This is a genomic window from Bradyrhizobium sp. CCBAU 51627 (genome assembly GCF_028128765.1).
Taxonomy (GTDB): Bacteria; Pseudomonadota; Alphaproteobacteria; order Rhizobiales; family Xanthobacteraceae; genus Bradyrhizobium.
In genome coordinates, this window is record NZ_LBJG01000023.1 from 57449 (window position 1) to 70404 (window position 12956).

At 63.8% G+C, this 12956-nt stretch carries 13 protein-coding genes; 5 read left to right on the forward strand and 8 right to left on the reverse strand.

Going from position 1 to position 12956, the window contains the following annotated elements:
* Window positions 1-95 precede the first annotated feature (95 nt).
* Both XH88_RS12090 and XH88_RS12095 read left to right on the forward strand, forming a co-directional pair.
* Window positions 96-623, forward strand: coding sequence for a GNAT family N-acetyltransferase (locus tag XH88_RS12090; RefSeq protein ID WP_271615587.1), 528 nt, complete (start codon window positions 96-98; stop codon window positions 621-623).
* A gap of 135 nt (window positions 624-758) precedes the next feature.
* Entirely contained in the window at window positions 759-1199 is a 441-nt protein-coding gene (locus XH88_RS12095; RefSeq protein ID WP_271615588.1) for a DUF2147 domain-containing protein, read from the forward strand.
* Here XH88_RS12095 and XH88_RS12100 read toward each other — a convergent pair.
* Window positions 1196-2350 carry a DUF3095 domain-containing protein gene (locus XH88_RS12100; RefSeq protein ID WP_271615589.1) on the reverse strand — a complete coding sequence of 385 codons (1155 nt, stop codon included), beginning with the start codon at window positions 2348-2350 and terminating at the stop codon, window positions 1196-1198. The genes XH88_RS12095 and XH88_RS12100 overlap by 4 nt on opposite strands.
* A gap of 222 nt (window positions 2351-2572) precedes the next feature.
* Between XH88_RS12100 and XH88_RS12105 the strand changes: the two genes are divergently transcribed.
* A complete protein-coding gene (locus tag XH88_RS12105; RefSeq protein WP_271669048.1) occupies window positions 2573-2953 on the forward strand; it encodes a hypothetical protein in 381 nt (126 codons plus the stop codon).
* Between the two features lie 12 nt (window positions 2954-2965).
* On the opposite strand, the gene XH88_RS12110 is transcribed toward XH88_RS12105, so the two are convergent.
* From XH88_RS12110 to XH88_RS12130, 5 genes are all read right to left on the reverse strand, one after another.
* A complete protein-coding gene (locus XH88_RS12110) occupies window positions 2966-3175 on the reverse strand; it encodes a hypothetical protein (protein WP_271615590.1) in 210 nt (69 codons plus the stop codon).
* A 124-nt stretch (window positions 3176-3299) separates the two neighbouring features.
* On the reverse strand, window positions 3300-4022 hold the full coding sequence (locus XH88_RS12115; RefSeq protein ID WP_271615591.1) for an SDR family NAD(P)-dependent oxidoreductase: 723 nt from the start codon (window positions 4020-4022) through the stop codon (window positions 3300-3302).
* Entirely contained in the window at window positions 4015-5397 is a 1383-nt protein-coding gene (locus tag XH88_RS12120) for a class I adenylate-forming enzyme family protein (protein WP_271615592.1), read from the reverse strand. The genes XH88_RS12115 and XH88_RS12120 overlap by 8 nt, the downstream gene beginning before the upstream one ends.
* Window positions 5384-5629 carry an acyl carrier protein gene (locus tag XH88_RS12125; RefSeq protein WP_271615593.1) on the reverse strand — a complete coding sequence of 82 codons (246 nt, stop codon included), beginning with the start codon at window positions 5627-5629 and terminating at the stop codon, window positions 5384-5386. Before XH88_RS12125 ends, XH88_RS12120 begins: the two co-directional genes overlap by 14 nt.
* Before the next feature lie 153 nt (window positions 5630-5782).
* The gene (locus tag XH88_RS12130) at window positions 5783-7597 is read right to left on the reverse strand and encodes a long-chain-acyl-CoA synthetase (protein WP_271615594.1); all 1815 of its coding nucleotides are present in this window, start codon (window positions 7595-7597) and stop codon (window positions 5783-5785) included.
* Window positions 7598-7823: 226 nt separating this feature from the next.
* Between XH88_RS12130 and XH88_RS12135 the strand changes: the two genes are divergently transcribed.
* Window positions 7824-8804 (forward strand): Bug family tripartite tricarboxylate transporter substrate binding protein, encoded by a 981-nt coding sequence (locus tag XH88_RS12135; protein WP_271615595.1) that lies wholly within the window; start codon window positions 7824-7826, stop codon window positions 8802-8804.
* An 11-nt stretch (window positions 8805-8815) separates the two neighbouring features.
* Here the strand turns inward: XH88_RS12135 and XH88_RS12140 are convergent, their stop codons facing one another.
* Together XH88_RS12140 and XH88_RS12145 are read right to left on the reverse strand one after the other, a co-directional pair.
* Window positions 8816-9085 (reverse strand): DUF3551 domain-containing protein, encoded by a 270-nt coding sequence (locus tag XH88_RS12140; RefSeq protein WP_271615596.1) that lies wholly within the window; start codon window positions 9083-9085, stop codon window positions 8816-8818.
* A gap of 27 nt (window positions 9086-9112) precedes the next feature.
* Complete coding sequence (locus XH88_RS12145; protein ID WP_271615597.1) at window positions 9113-9391, reverse strand: DUF3551 domain-containing protein; 279 nt, start codon at window positions 9389-9391, stop codon at window positions 9113-9115.
* Window positions 9392-9819: 428 nt separating this feature from the next.
* Here XH88_RS12145 and XH88_RS12150 point away from each other — a divergent pair, with 428 nt between their 5' ends.
* Window positions 9820-12954, forward strand: a complete 3135-nt coding sequence (locus XH88_RS12150; RefSeq protein ID WP_271615598.1) for a multidrug efflux RND transporter permease subunit — start codon at window positions 9820-9822, stop codon at window positions 12952-12954.
* Window positions 12955-12956: the final 2 nt, after the last annotated feature.

Consider the following 12956-nt stretch of genomic DNA (forward strand, 5'->3'; position numbering starts at 1 on the left):
GCTCACCCCCTCATGTGCTGCAAAATATCATTGCCTTTGAAGCGCTTATGGCGGAACGAATGCACCACGCAGCCGCGCACCGCAAGGTAGAAGCCATGAGCATCGAGATCGACATCCTGAACGGCGACGCCTCGTGGCGGATCGCCGAGCCGCTACATCAGGCGGTCTGGGGCCCGCACATGATCGCGGACAAGCCCTGGGCTCACGTCAAATGGGCCAATGCCGATCTGCGCGTGCTGATCGAGACGCCCGAAGATGGCCTTGTGTGCCATGTCGGCATCTATTTCCGCACCATCACCTGGAATGGACAGAAGGTACATGTCGGCGGCATCGGCGGCGTCTGTACGCGTGAGGACCGCCGAAATCGCGGCTATGCGACCATGGCGATCGACGCCGCCGTGCACACGATGCGCGCCAACGAGGCGGTTCGCTTTGCGATCCTGTTCTGCGAGCCACACAATTTTGCGTTCTACCAGAGCCGGAGCTGGCTGCCCTTCAAGGGCGAGGTCTATTGTGAGCAGCCGGAGGGACGGATTCGCTTCGATTACATGGCGACCTACGTATTCAACATCGTCCGTGCGCCGACGCTCGGCACCATCGATCTGTGCGGCCTGCCGTGGTGAGCTTCGCGCGCGCGATTGCGCTGCCGGCCGAGGCAAATGCACGCAGGCGGATAAACTCTGGAATTTGATTCCATTCAGCGTTGCACTATCCTGCCGGGCTGCTATGGAGGCACCTCCATTTTCGGGGCTGTCTCCATGTTCAAACGATTCGCCATTGTCTCCGTCCTGCTGGCGTCGCTGTCTGGCGCGACGGCCGCGCATGCGCAGAGCGCTGACGCCAGCGGGACCTGGCTGACCCAGGCTGGCGATGCACGCGTCAAGATCAGCAAGTGCAGCGGCGGCATCTGCGGTGTCATCGTCTGGCTGAAGCAGCCCTACGACACCGCGACCGGCCAGCCGGCGACCGACAGCAAGAATCCCAATCCCGCGCTCGCCAAGCGTCCGATGATCGGCTTGCCGCTGTTTGCCGGCATGCAGCCCGCGGGCCCGAACAAATGGTCGGGCCAGATCTACAATGCCGATGACGGCAGCACCTATGCGAGCAGTGTCACGGTGACGGGCGCTGAGACGCTGCGGGTCGAAGGTTGCCTCGGCGCACTCTGCGGTGGCGAAACCTGGACACGCGCGAGACACTAGCGCGCCGCCGCCACCATCGCCTTCAAGGCCGTCGCCGCCGCAGCATAGCCGCCCCGCGCGCCATCGATGAAGTGCACGTGGTCGCTGCGCAGCGCCGAAGGCGTGAAGCAGGTCATCATTGCGGCATCTTGCTGGTAAAGCCCGTAGCGGACGACGCCCTCGCGGGCAGCAGTCGCCAGACGATCGCTCAAGGCGCGCTCCAGCTCCGGCGTGCAGTCGAGTATCATGCGCAGGCCATCATCATATTTGCGGAAGTCGGAATTCTCGACCACCTGGCGCTTGTACACCTTCGGCAGGAAGCCGCCGATCCCGATGTCGAAGCGCATCAGCAGATAGACGAAGAAGGTATAGGCCAGCACACCGGCGCGACGCGTGAGGAGCGGACCGCCGCGCCTGCTGCGGGCTTCATAATCCAATCCCCGGGGCGGCCATTTCAGGGGCGGCCCCTCCGGCGGCACGGGCCGGCCCGCATCCGGGCTGCGCTCGACCAGATGGATGATGTCCTCGATGACCTTGCGAAAGGCGACCGGATCGGCATCAGCCGCCGGCATCACCAGCACGGACAGGATCAACCCGCGCGAGGCTGGCATCACCTCGAAACGGCAGGACAGGCCGGAGAGATCGGGCTGCGTGCCCGGCGGCGCCTCCGGGACAGCGAACTCGCCGCGCTTCATCGCGGCATCAGCGAAGGCGAGCCCGCCGCCGGAGAACATCGCATAGGACAGATTGGCCGATGGACCGAAGCGCGCGACGCGCACGTCGAGACCTCTCGCGCGGATCGCGCTCACCGGCACCAGCGCCACGCGCATTTTCAGACCGAGATCCTCCCGCACCCAGGTCGCGGTCGCAGCAAGCGCTCCGCGCGCAGCTTCGAGATCGCCAGGTGCGACCGCAAAGCTCGCGCCGTCGCCGCCGAACACGAAGGGAAATTCGCGTCCCTCCAGCGCATTCGTCACCGCCGCGATGACGGCGGCACCGGCCATGTTCACCGCCTTGTAGCGCTGCGCCGCGATCGCCTTGGTGGAATCGACGATGTCGGCAACACCGATGCTCCAATCGTCCGGCAGCGGCGAATAGAGCGCCGGGTCCATCAGGCTGGTGAAGCCGCGAAAGACAGGTATGCTGCCGTAGAAAGAAGCGCCTGGTGTCATCGGGTGGTGCCGGATAGTTGGAAACAGCGTCCGAGGGAGATACGGGGCAGGATCCGTCCGGGTTCGCCGGCTGCCGTGCCCCCTCGAAGCGCCGATCATTGGCCGAAACGGAGCAAGACAACAAGATCGCGCCGCGCCGCAATGACGCAGCCCGTCATTGATCGGCATCAAACAGCCGGTCTCCGATTGCGCTTACGGTTCACGAATCTGAAATGGCTCGGGATCATCGACGTGTCTGACACCGGCAAGAGGGACTCGACCGCTCCCGTACGCCGGCGTACGGGACTTGACGCGATCAGCGCGGTGAAGATGTCGGAAGGATTGACCGCAACGGTCGATGCTTGGGCCGAGGCCTACCAGCTGTCGCGATCCGATGCGATCTGCAGGCTCGTCGAACTCGGTCTGAAAATCGCCCCCGCGCCTGCGCACACGACGGCCTCGGACGCAGCGAGGATCGAAGAGATCGCGATGCATGAGATCGACCGACTGCTCGATCCGGCCCTGCCTGCGGACGAGCGCGAGCGACGCATCCGCCGCCTCACGGAAGGGCCGCCGGAATTCTCGCATGAGCGGATCGACCTGCCGAAGCCGCCCCGGACGTGAAAGCTGATATGGCTAATGCAGCTTCTCCTCCTGTCGCTTGCGCAACATCGCCATCGGCACGTCGTGACAGCCCACCAGCCGGACGAATTGCTGCGGATACATTTCGTGGCCGTGATCACCGGAATTCTGATGTGACATCGGCCGGCAGCTGAGGTCGCCGGACCGTGTGGGGGATTGGTCCGTCTGGCCCTGGTTTGAAGCGGTCATGCTTGAAGTGGTCATGGACTGCTCCCTCGATTAGGGCAGATCGGTTGACGTAACCCAACCGATTGCGGGGCATCCTACGACCAAATCCGGTTGAGCGCCATCGAGCCGGATCAACTTAATCGCAGTGGCAGAGTTCCACCTAAGCTGTATTCCCCGCGTCGATCGTGAACACCGTGCCCGTGATGTTGCGGCCGCCCTCGCCGAGCAGATACTCCACCATGCGCGCGACGTCTTCGGTCTCCGGCAAGCGGCGCAGCGCGCTGCGGCCGGCGATACGCTTGCGGCCTTCATCAGACAGATTGTGCGTTAGTTCGGTGTCGATGAAACCAGGCGCGATCGCGTTCACGGTAATGCCGAGCTTGCCGACCTCGCGCGCGAGCGAACGGGTAAAACCGGTGGCGGCCGCCTTGGTCGCGCCGTAGACGGACAGCCCGTTATAGCCGGTGGTCGCAATGATGGAAGAGATATTGATGATGCGGCCGGCGCCGTCCGCCATCATCTGCCGCGCCACATATTTGGTGAGGATGATCGGCGACAGCACATTGAGCTGTACCAGCGCCTCGATCTGCGAATTGTGCATGGTGGCAAGCAGGCCCTCGGTGCCGAGACCCGCATTGTTGACGAGGCCATAGATGGGTCCGAACTCATCACGCACGAGCTTTGCGAAAGCCGGGATCGCGTCGATCACGGCGAGATCGCAGGCGCGGAAATGCAGGCGTCCCTCTGAGGCAGCAATCGCCGCCTTGAGCTCCTCGCTTTCGTGCCGGGCCGCGGCAATCACGTTGAAGCCGGCACTCGCTAGCCGCTTGCCGATGGCAAGGCCAATGCCGCGGCTGCCGCCGGTGACGAGGACATTATGCATTGGTGCGCGCCAGTTTACCGGCCGGGGTGACGTCGAGCGCCTCGACGAAGCAGATCACTGCCGGCACCTTGTGGGGGGCGAGCTGGGCGCGGCACTGATCCAGGATCTGATCCCGGATTTCCTTCGCGCGCGCTGGATCCGTGCCCTCAGTGAGGATCACGTCGGCGACAACGATGCCGCCGGTGATCGGACTCTTTCGCGACTTGGCCCGCGACATCCGCACGAGGGGATGACGGTTGATCACCGCCTCGATCTCCTCAGGGTGAACCTTCAGCCCGCCGATATTGATGATGCCGCCGCGACGGCCGACGAAATAGTAGCGATCGCCGCGCAGTTCGACGATATCGCCGCTGTCGACGAATCCGTCGCCATCGGTGAGCGGGCCGGCGTTGCGACCGACATAGGCATGCGCGGTGCGCGTCGAGCGGATCCGCAGCGAGCCGTCGACGATCTTCATCTCGACGCCATTGCGATTGCCGAGATAGTTGGCCGGGAATCCCTCGAGCCCGTCATTGACGGCGAAGCCGACGCCGGCCTCCGTCGAGGCATAGGCATGTCCAACAGAGGAATTGGGGAACGCCGCCTTCAGACCGTCAAGCACCGCCTGGTCGGCGATCTCGCCGGAGAGGCGGACATAGCGAGGGGCAAACTGCGCGGCCGATCCGCTCATCAACAGCTTGCGCCAGTGTGAAGGCGTTCCGGAGATGTGGGAGACGCCGCGCGCCTTTAGCCGGATGACGTGATCGGCAAGGGTCTCATGCGGGTCCGACAGCACCATGGAGCCGCCGGAGAGAATAGCCCGGAGGAAGATCTGCAGGCCGCCATAGCGGCGAATGTCGTAGAACGTCGCCCAGACCGGCGCGGGCCCCTTCGCAGGGCCCTCGGCGACGATGGCGCCGGTGAGTGCTTCCAGCGTATGGCCGACGATCTTCGGCACGCCGGAGGTGCCCGAGGTGAGCATCAGCCATTCGGTCGCACGCTCAGTCTTGGCCGGCGCGGTGGCTTGAAGCGGCAATTGCGCGGTGACAACCAGCGACACGCCGGTCCCGGCCCAGCGATCGGGCTCGTCAGTAACGACCGCATCGATCCCGGCATCCGCGATCAGCGTGTCCAGATGCGCGGGGTTGAGATCCGGCGGGCACAGCAGCATGCGTCGGACGATGCCGTCGAGCTCGATCATGGCAAGGCCGGACCTGAGCTGGTTGGACAATCTCAGCAGCACAGAACGGCCTGCCAGCTCATGCAGGCGGCCGCTCAGGACCGTATGCGAAAGGACGTCCGTCAGCGACACCATATGATGGGCGTCGGAGATCGTACGGTCGTTAAGCTCCGGGCTCAGATAGTCGCGGAGCGCAACAATTTCACGCGGGGACATTTTCGTAGGCCCGCACGAAATCGCCTACGGTGAGGGGGAACGCGGCGTCCTCGGAAATGGTGAAGGGGTCGACGCCGGTCTCGTCCTCGAGCCGCGCGACCAGGATCGCGAAGGCGAGCGAGTCAAAGCCGGTCTCGTGCAACGACAGATCGTCGGAGAGGGCGGGAAGCGTGACGTGCTGCTCTTTGGCGATCTTCTGAATCGCTTCGATGACCTTGGACCTTACCGACATGGCTGGCTCGCTTCTTACTTGGTTAATCGATCGTTTGTCTTGCGGCGGCCTTTGAGATGACCGCCTCCCATGACCGTCTGTTTACTCGACAGAAGTAAATGGCCTCTTGGACAATTCAGATAAAATTGGACCTATCTGCTGATTTTGCTGCGGCTACAGCCTGGTCGTACCATCCATGATCTGCGCAAATGCCCCTGAATCGAGTGCGACATAAGCACCCGATTTCGGCTCGAGCATGAACAGCGGATCCGTCACCGCGCCCGGGTCAAAACCTTCCCGCGCAAGCTCGCCCTTCTTCTGCTTGAACGTCTCGGTCGCATCAAGCTCACGCGAGATACGGATGAAGAGCGGACGAGCGTAGGCCGGGAGCCGCCGCGCGAGATGCGCGGGCAGGGCCGCGAGATCAAATCCTTCGTTGACGACGATGGCACTCATGCCGGCGCGGCCGTCGGCGCTGGGGATGCCGACACCATAGGTGGTCGCATCGACCACACCGGTGAAATCGCGCACGGCGTCGTTGACCTCTGATGTCGCGACATTCTCGCCTTTCCAGCGAAAAGTATCGCCGATGCGATCGACGAAATGGAAGAAGCCCTTGTCGTCGAGCTGCATCAGATCTCCGGTGCGAAACCAGGCATCGCCCATGACGAAGACATCGCGCAGGATTTTCTTCTCGGTCTCGCCGGCATCGGTATAGCCCTCGAAGCGGCCACCGCCCTCATCCGCCCTGCCGATGCGGCCGATCGCCTCACCAGCCTCACCGCGGCCACAGGCGATGCAAAAGCCCTCATCATTGCGCAGCGGCGCGCCGCTCTCGGGATCGAGTTTGACCAGGCCTGCGGGAAAGCGATGCGCGAGCAGCGGCGGGACGCGGCCGATTGCGCCTGGCTGGCCCTCGACGTTGAACAGCGAGAAATTGCCTTCGGTCGCGGCATAGAATTCGAGGATGCGGGGAATGGCAAAGCGCGCCTGAAAGTCCTCCCAGATGTCACCGCGCAGACCGTTGCCGCACGCGAGCCGCAGCCGATGGTGGTTCTCATATTCCGACGGAGGCGCCTTGAGCAGATAGCGGCAGAGCTCGCCGATATACTGGAATATCGTGCAGTCGTGGCGCACGATGTCAGACCAGAAGTTCGACGCCGAGAACTTCTCCGCGATCACCACCGCGCCGCCGGCGGCCAGCATGCTGCACGGCGCGACGACGCCGCCGACCGAGTGGAACAGCGGCAGGCAATCATAAAGCCGATCCTGCTGCGTCGCGCCGGTAAGACCGGCGAACCAGAACCCCCAGTTGAGGATGCGGCGATGGCTGATGCTGGCGGCCTTGGGCAGACCTGTCGTGCCCGAAGTGTAGATCAGCAGCGCGCGGTCATCGATGGTGACGTCGCCATGCTCCTCCGGCGACAGCGGCCCGTCATCGAGCACGGCGAGTGCAACATCGATTGCGCGCTCACTGCGGGCATCGCCATGAGTCCAGACCTTGGCTTGCGTATTCAGGTGCGGCCTTGCGCTCTCCAGGGCCTCCGCGAGTTCATGCGCAACGATGATATGGGAGGGCTTAGCAACGTCGACGCAATGCGCGAGGGATTTGCCGACGAGCTTGATGTTGATCAGCGCCACCACGCCGCCGACGCGGCTGATGCCGAGCCAGGCTGCGACATAATCGATACCGTTCGGCATGATCAGGCCGACGATATCGCCTTTGGCGAGACCGACCGAGCGCGCCCAGCGCGCATAGCGTCTGATGCGCTTCGACAGAGCTTCGTAGTCGAGCGTTGCGTCTTCCATCACCAGCGCGATGCGGTCGGGCTGGCGCTGGGCCCAATCGTCGACAACGTCGGCGAACAGACGGCCCGGCAGCGTCTCGATCCGGGCGGTCAACTCGATCGCCTTCAGCCAGATCTTTGAGGCCGAAGGTGCGCGTGCGGCTTTGGGTTGCTCGATGACGCCGGTGGTCATGCCGTTCATTCTTTCGGACGGTATCTGCTTGTGCCGGCAGCTTAGCCGGCACGCCCTGCCCAGGTGTTAAGAGACAAGGTAAAAGCCGATTAGCGCGCGATTAACTCTAGTCATCCTTTACCAAGCCAACGGGAACGACGTGCGGCCTGGTGTGATTCTTGCGATAGCAATTCCGGTCATTCGAGCGCGCTATGCGCGATCTCTCGCCCCTGCGAGACATGAACTGGAGGCCACAATGATCACCAGGCGACATTTCCTTCAGGCCGCCGCATGCGCCGCGGCGACGCTCGCGACGCCTCGCGCCTTTGCGATCGGCAACCCATCCTATCCGTCGCGCAGCGTGAAGTGGGTCGTGCCGTATGCGCCCGGCGGGGCCACCGACCTCCTGTCGCGGCTGATCTGCCAGCGCCTGTCCGAACGACTCGGGCAAACCTTCGTGGTCGAGAACAAGCCCGGCGCCGGCAGCAATATCGGCACACAGGCGGTGATCACGTCCGCGCCGGACGGCTACACGCTGCTGCTGACCTCGACCGCGAATGCGATCAACGCCTCGTTCGATCCGGCTCTGCCCTACGACTTTGCCAAGGGCATCGCGCCGGTCGCCGGCGTCGCGCGGATTCCGCTGGTGCTGGTCATCAACAACGATCTGCCGGTGAAGAGTGTCGCGGACTTCATCGCCTATGCCAAGGCCAATCCCGGCAGGATGTCGATTGCCTCGTCCGGCATCGGCACCTCGCTGCATCTCTCCGGCGAGTTGTTCAAATCGATGGCCGGCGTGCAGTTCACCCATGTGCCCTATCGCGGCTCCGCGCCTGGCCTGACTGACGTGATGAGCGGCCAGATCCAGGGCATGTTCGACAACGTCACCTCGTCCTTCGAGCTGGTGCGCGCTGGCAAGCTGCGTGCGCTCGGCATCACCACACGCGAGCGCTCGGAGATCTTGCCCGATGTACCGCCGATCGCCGACACGCTGCCCGGCTACGAGACATCCTCGTTCTACGGTGTCGGCGCGCCCTATGAGACGCCGCACGAGATCATCGATCTCCTCAATCGCGAGATCGACACGGCCTTGTCCGATCCCGGAATCAAAGCGCGCATTGCCGAACTCGGCGCGATCCCGCTGCACGGCAATGCCGGCGAGTTCGGCGGCATGCTCGTCGCCGAGACCGAGCGCTGGCGCAAGGTGGTCGAACTGTCCGGAATCAAGAAGGAATAGTTTGCAGCCACTTAGCCTCGCCTGTGGCGGGGCCGCCACGGCGGCACGTTGACCGGATAATACGGATTGGGGTCGCAGGTCGCGGCCCGGCCGGCGGCCGTCGCACGGCACTGCGGCAGCGATGTGAAAGAGCAGTCATACCATTCCCCGCCGCCGCCGCTAGCGCCGGTATAGATGTGCATGCAGACGGGATAGCTGGGATCAAAGGTCTGGGCCTGCGACGGCGCAGCCGCAAGCCATGCAGCGGTCGTCACGATCATGCCGAAGGTAGAGCGTGTCATATTCACTGAACCTCGCATCGCAAACGATCAGTGCACCTTCCTGTGACGCTTGCGCGGCGCGGGCGGCTGATCGAAAGCATAGTAGGGGTTGAGGTCGCAGCTGGCGGCACGGCCCGAAGCGGTTGCGCGGCACTGCGGCAGCGAGGTGAAGGAGCAGTCGAAATAGTCGCCACCGCCCCCAGTGAAGCCTCCGGGCGTGTAGACATGCATGCAGACCGGGTAGCGCGGATCGTAGGTCTGCGCGCTGGCATCTGCCGCGACGAACAGCGTGGCAATCGCGGTAAGGGTCAGGAGAGACGAGCGCATCGGACATATCCTCGAATCGGTGGCTGCGGCACGCGTTATGCCATTTCGATATGGCACAGCAGAGCGGAAGAAGCGACCGTTTCCCATTAATACCTCTCCCGCTTGTGACGCGCAGCAAAAACGATGCGACACAGCGCCGTAATGATCCGAAATCGCGAAGAGATGCACCGGGTCCGGCCTGCACTGAACGCATATCTCGCTACACCCATCCTTCGACCAAGGTCGCAAGCGATTGGCGCACGAAACCGTTCGCGGGCCGGAGCGAACGGACTAGTCTTTCGGCCACAACGCCGGCTCCGGACCGATGACGTTCCGGGGCAATCAATAAGCGTATGGGCTGAAGGAAACGCACATTCGCGCTCGGGCTCTTGGGCGCGGCTCCGCCATGGGGTGGAAGAAGATGCGCCCGCGGTCTGTGGTCTCAGGGCATGCAAGAGAGCATCTCGTCTCCGTTCATCCGCTATCCGATCGGCACCTCGCTGCTGATGGCCGGTATCCTGTTTGTAGGGCTCGTGGCCTACCCTCTGCTGCCGGTTGCACCGCTGCCGCAGGTCGACTTTCCGACCATCCAGATTTCCGCCTCCCTTCCCGGCGGCAGCCCGGAAACCATGGCCTCCTCCGTGGCGCAGCCGCTCGAGCGCCAGCTCGCACAGATTCCCGGCATCACGCAGATGACGTCGACGAGTTCGCTCGGCTCGACCTCGATCACCCTCCAGTTCGATCTCAACCGCCTGATCGACGCTGCCGCCAACGACGTGCAGGCTGCGATCAACGCCGCCAGCGGGCAATTGCCGAAGAACTTGCCGTCTCCGCCGACCTATCGGAAGGTCAATCCGGCGGACTCGCCGATCATGATCCTGTCGGCGACCTCCGATACGCTGCCGCTGACCACTGTCAGCGACCGCACCGACGCCCAGCTCGCACAACAGATCAGCCAGATCCCCGGCGTCGCCCAGGTGTTCGTCGGCGGGCAGCAGAAGCCTTCGGTGCGCATTCAGGTCGATCCAGCCAAGCTGGTCGCCAAGGGCCTGTCGCTGGAGGACGTGCGCAGCCAGATCGCGATCGCGACCACGGACAGCCCGAAGGGCAGTATCGACGGCGCGCGACGCGCCTATACCGTCTACGCCAACGACCAGCTGCTCGAAGCCAGCCAGTGGCAGGACGTCATCGTCGCCTATCGCGGCGGCGCACCTTTGCGGATTCGCGACATCGGTGAGGCCGTGTCGGGGCCGGAAGATATGAAGACCGCGGCCTGGGCCGACGGCAAGCGCGGGGTGTTCCTGGTTATCTTCAAGCAGCCCGGCGCCAACGTCATCGAGACGGTCGACCGCATCAAGCAGAAGCTGCCGCGGCTGATCGCGGCGATCCCGCCCGCGATCAACATCAAGATCATCAGCGACCGCACCATCACGATCCGCGCGGCGGTCGACGACGTGCAGATCACGCTCATGATCACCATTGCCCTCGTGGTGATGGTGATCTTCATCTTCCTGCGCAGCTTCTGGGCCACGATCATCCCGAGCATCACGGTGCCGCTGGCGCTGCTCGGGGCCTGCTCGCTGATGTGGGTGTTCGGCTACTCCTTGGACAATCTGTCGTTGATGGCGCTGACCATCGCGGTCGGGTTCGTGGTCGACGACGCCATCGTGATGCTGGAGAACATCACGCGCTACGTCGAGCGGGGCGAGAACCCGGTCACCGCCGCCTACAAGGGCGCGGCCGAGATCGGCTTCACCATCGTCTCCATCAGCATCTCGCTGGTCGCCGTGCTGATTCCCCTGCTGCTGATGGGCGGCATCATCGGCCGGCTATTCCGAGAATTTGCAGTGACACTGTCGATGGCGATCTTCGTCTCGCTCGTGGTATCGCTGAGCCTGACGCCGATGATGGCCTCGCGTTTCCTGCGCTCCGACCACGAGGCCCGCCACGGCCGCTTCTACCAATGGAGCGAGCGGCTGTTCGAGCGCCTGCTTGGGGCGTATGAGCGCGGGCTCGACCTCGCGCTACGGCACAGTCTCGTCACGCTCTGCATCTTCTTCGCCACTGTTGCACTGTCGGCACTGCTGTTCATCCTGATCCCAAAAGGCTTCTTCCCGCAGCAGGACAACGGCTTCCTCACCGCAGTGTCGGAGATGCCCCAGGACATCTCCTTCGCCGAGATGAAGCGGCGGCAGGAGGAGCTCAATGCGATCGTGCAGGCTGATCCTGCCGTCGATTCCATCGCGATGTTCATCGGCGGCGGCGGCACGGCGCTGAACTCCGGGCGCATGTATGTCACGCTGAAGCCGATCGGCGAACGCGACGCGAATGCGCAACAGATCATCGCGCGGCTGCGCCCGAAGCTCGCCAAGGTCGAGGGCGCACGCCTCTATATGCAGGCTTCGCAGGACGTGCGGCTTGGCGGCCGCGCGACCCGGACCCAGTTCGAGTTCACGCTTCAGGACGCCAATCTTTCCGAGCTGGATACGTGGGCGCCAAAGATCCTGACGGAGATGAAGGGCCTGCCGGAGCTTCGCGACGTCGCCACCGACCAGCAGACCGAGGGCACGACGCTACAGCTCACGATCAATCGCGACACGGCCGCACGCTATGGCATTCAGCCGCAGCTGATCGACGACACGCTCTATGATGCCTTCGGCCAGCGCCAGGTCGCGCAATATTTCACGCAGACCAACAGCTATCACGTGGTGCTCGAGATCACGCCGGCGCTGCAGGGCAAGCTTGAGACGCTCGACAAGCTCTATGTCAAATCGCCGCTGACCGGAGACGAAGTCCCGCTCTCGGTCATCTGCAGCTGGAACAACGAGCCTGTGCGGCCGCTCGCGATCGCGCATCAGAGCCAGTTTCCCGCGGTGACGATCAGCTTCAACCTGGCCGAGGGCGTCGCCCTCGGACAGGCAACTGCCGCCGTGATGCGCGCGGCTGGCGAGATGGGCGCGCCGCCGACGCTGTCCATGAGCTTCCAGGGGACCGCGCAGGCGTTCCAGCAATCGCTCGGCACCGTGCCGATGCTGATCCTCGCCGCCCTCGTCGTGGTCTATCTGGTGCTGGGAGTGCTCTACGAGAGCTACATCCACCCGCTGACCATCCTGTCCACGCTGCCGTCAGCCGGCGTCGGCGCGATCGCGATCCTGATGTTCTCGGGCTTCGATTTCAGCCTGATCGCCCTGATCGGCGTCATCCTCCTGATCGGCATCGTCAAGAAGAACGGCATCATGATGGTGGATTTCGCCATCGCGGCCGAGCGCGAACAGCATCTGACACCGAAGCAATCGATCCGCCAGGCCGCGCTGCTGCGCTTCCGCCCGATCATGATGACGACGATGGCGGCCCTGCTCGGCGGCGTGCCGCTGATGCTCGGTCACGGCACCGGCGCGGAGATCCGCCAGCCGCTCGGTTACGCCATGGTCGGCGGTCTCGTCGTGAGCCAGGCGCTGACCTTGTTCACGACGCCGGTCGTCTACCTCTACCTCGACCGCTTCTCCAACGCGCTGTCACGCTGGACGGAAAGGAAGCCGGAGGCGGAGATCGAAAGCGAGGAGCAGAAGGACGCGGCGGAGTAGGC

Bases quoted from the DNA above. Each gene is read 5' to 3' on its own strand.
- XH88_RS12140 (WP_271615596.1), bottom strand. From the start codon at position 9,085: ATGACACGCTCTACCTTCGGCATGATCGTGACGACCGCTGCATGGCTT.
- XH88_RS12135 (WP_271615595.1), top strand. From the start codon at position 7,824: ATGATCACCAGGCGACATTTCCTTCAGGCCGCCGCATGCGCCGCGGCG.
- XH88_RS12130 (WP_271615594.1), bottom strand. From the start codon at position 7,597: ATGAACGGCATGACCACCGGCGTCATCGAGCAACCCAAAGCCGCACGC.
- XH88_RS12125 (WP_271615593.1), bottom strand. From the start codon at position 5,629: ATGTCGGTAAGGTCCAAGGTCATCGAAGCGATTCAGAAGATCGCCAAA.
- XH88_RS12145 (WP_271615597.1), bottom strand. From the start codon at position 9,391: ATGCGCTCGTCTCTCCTGACCCTTACCGCGATTGCCACGCTGTTCGTC.
- XH88_RS12115 (WP_271615591.1), bottom strand. From the start codon at position 4,022: ATGCATAATGTCCTCGTCACCGGCGGCAGCCGCGGCATTGGCCTTGCC.
- XH88_RS12090 (WP_271615587.1), top strand. From the start codon at position 96: ATGAGCATCGAGATCGACATCCTGAACGGCGACGCCTCGTGGCGGATC.
- XH88_RS12095 (WP_271615588.1), top strand. From the start codon at position 759: ATGTTCAAACGATTCGCCATTGTCTCCGTCCTGCTGGCGTCGCTGTCT.
- XH88_RS12100 (WP_271615589.1), bottom strand. From the start codon at position 2,350: ATGACACCAGGCGCTTCTTTCTACGGCAGCATACCTGTCTTTCGCGGC.
- XH88_RS12120 (WP_271615592.1), bottom strand. From the start codon at position 5,397: ATGTCCCCGCGTGAAATTGTTGCGCTCCGCGACTATCTGAGCCCGGAG.
- XH88_RS12110 (WP_271615590.1), bottom strand. From the start codon at position 3,175: ATGACCACTTCAAGCATGACCGCTTCAAACCAGGGCCAGACGGACCAA.
- XH88_RS12150 (WP_271615598.1), top strand. From the start codon at position 9,820: ATGCAAGAGAGCATCTCGTCTCCGTTCATCCGCTATCCGATCGGCACC.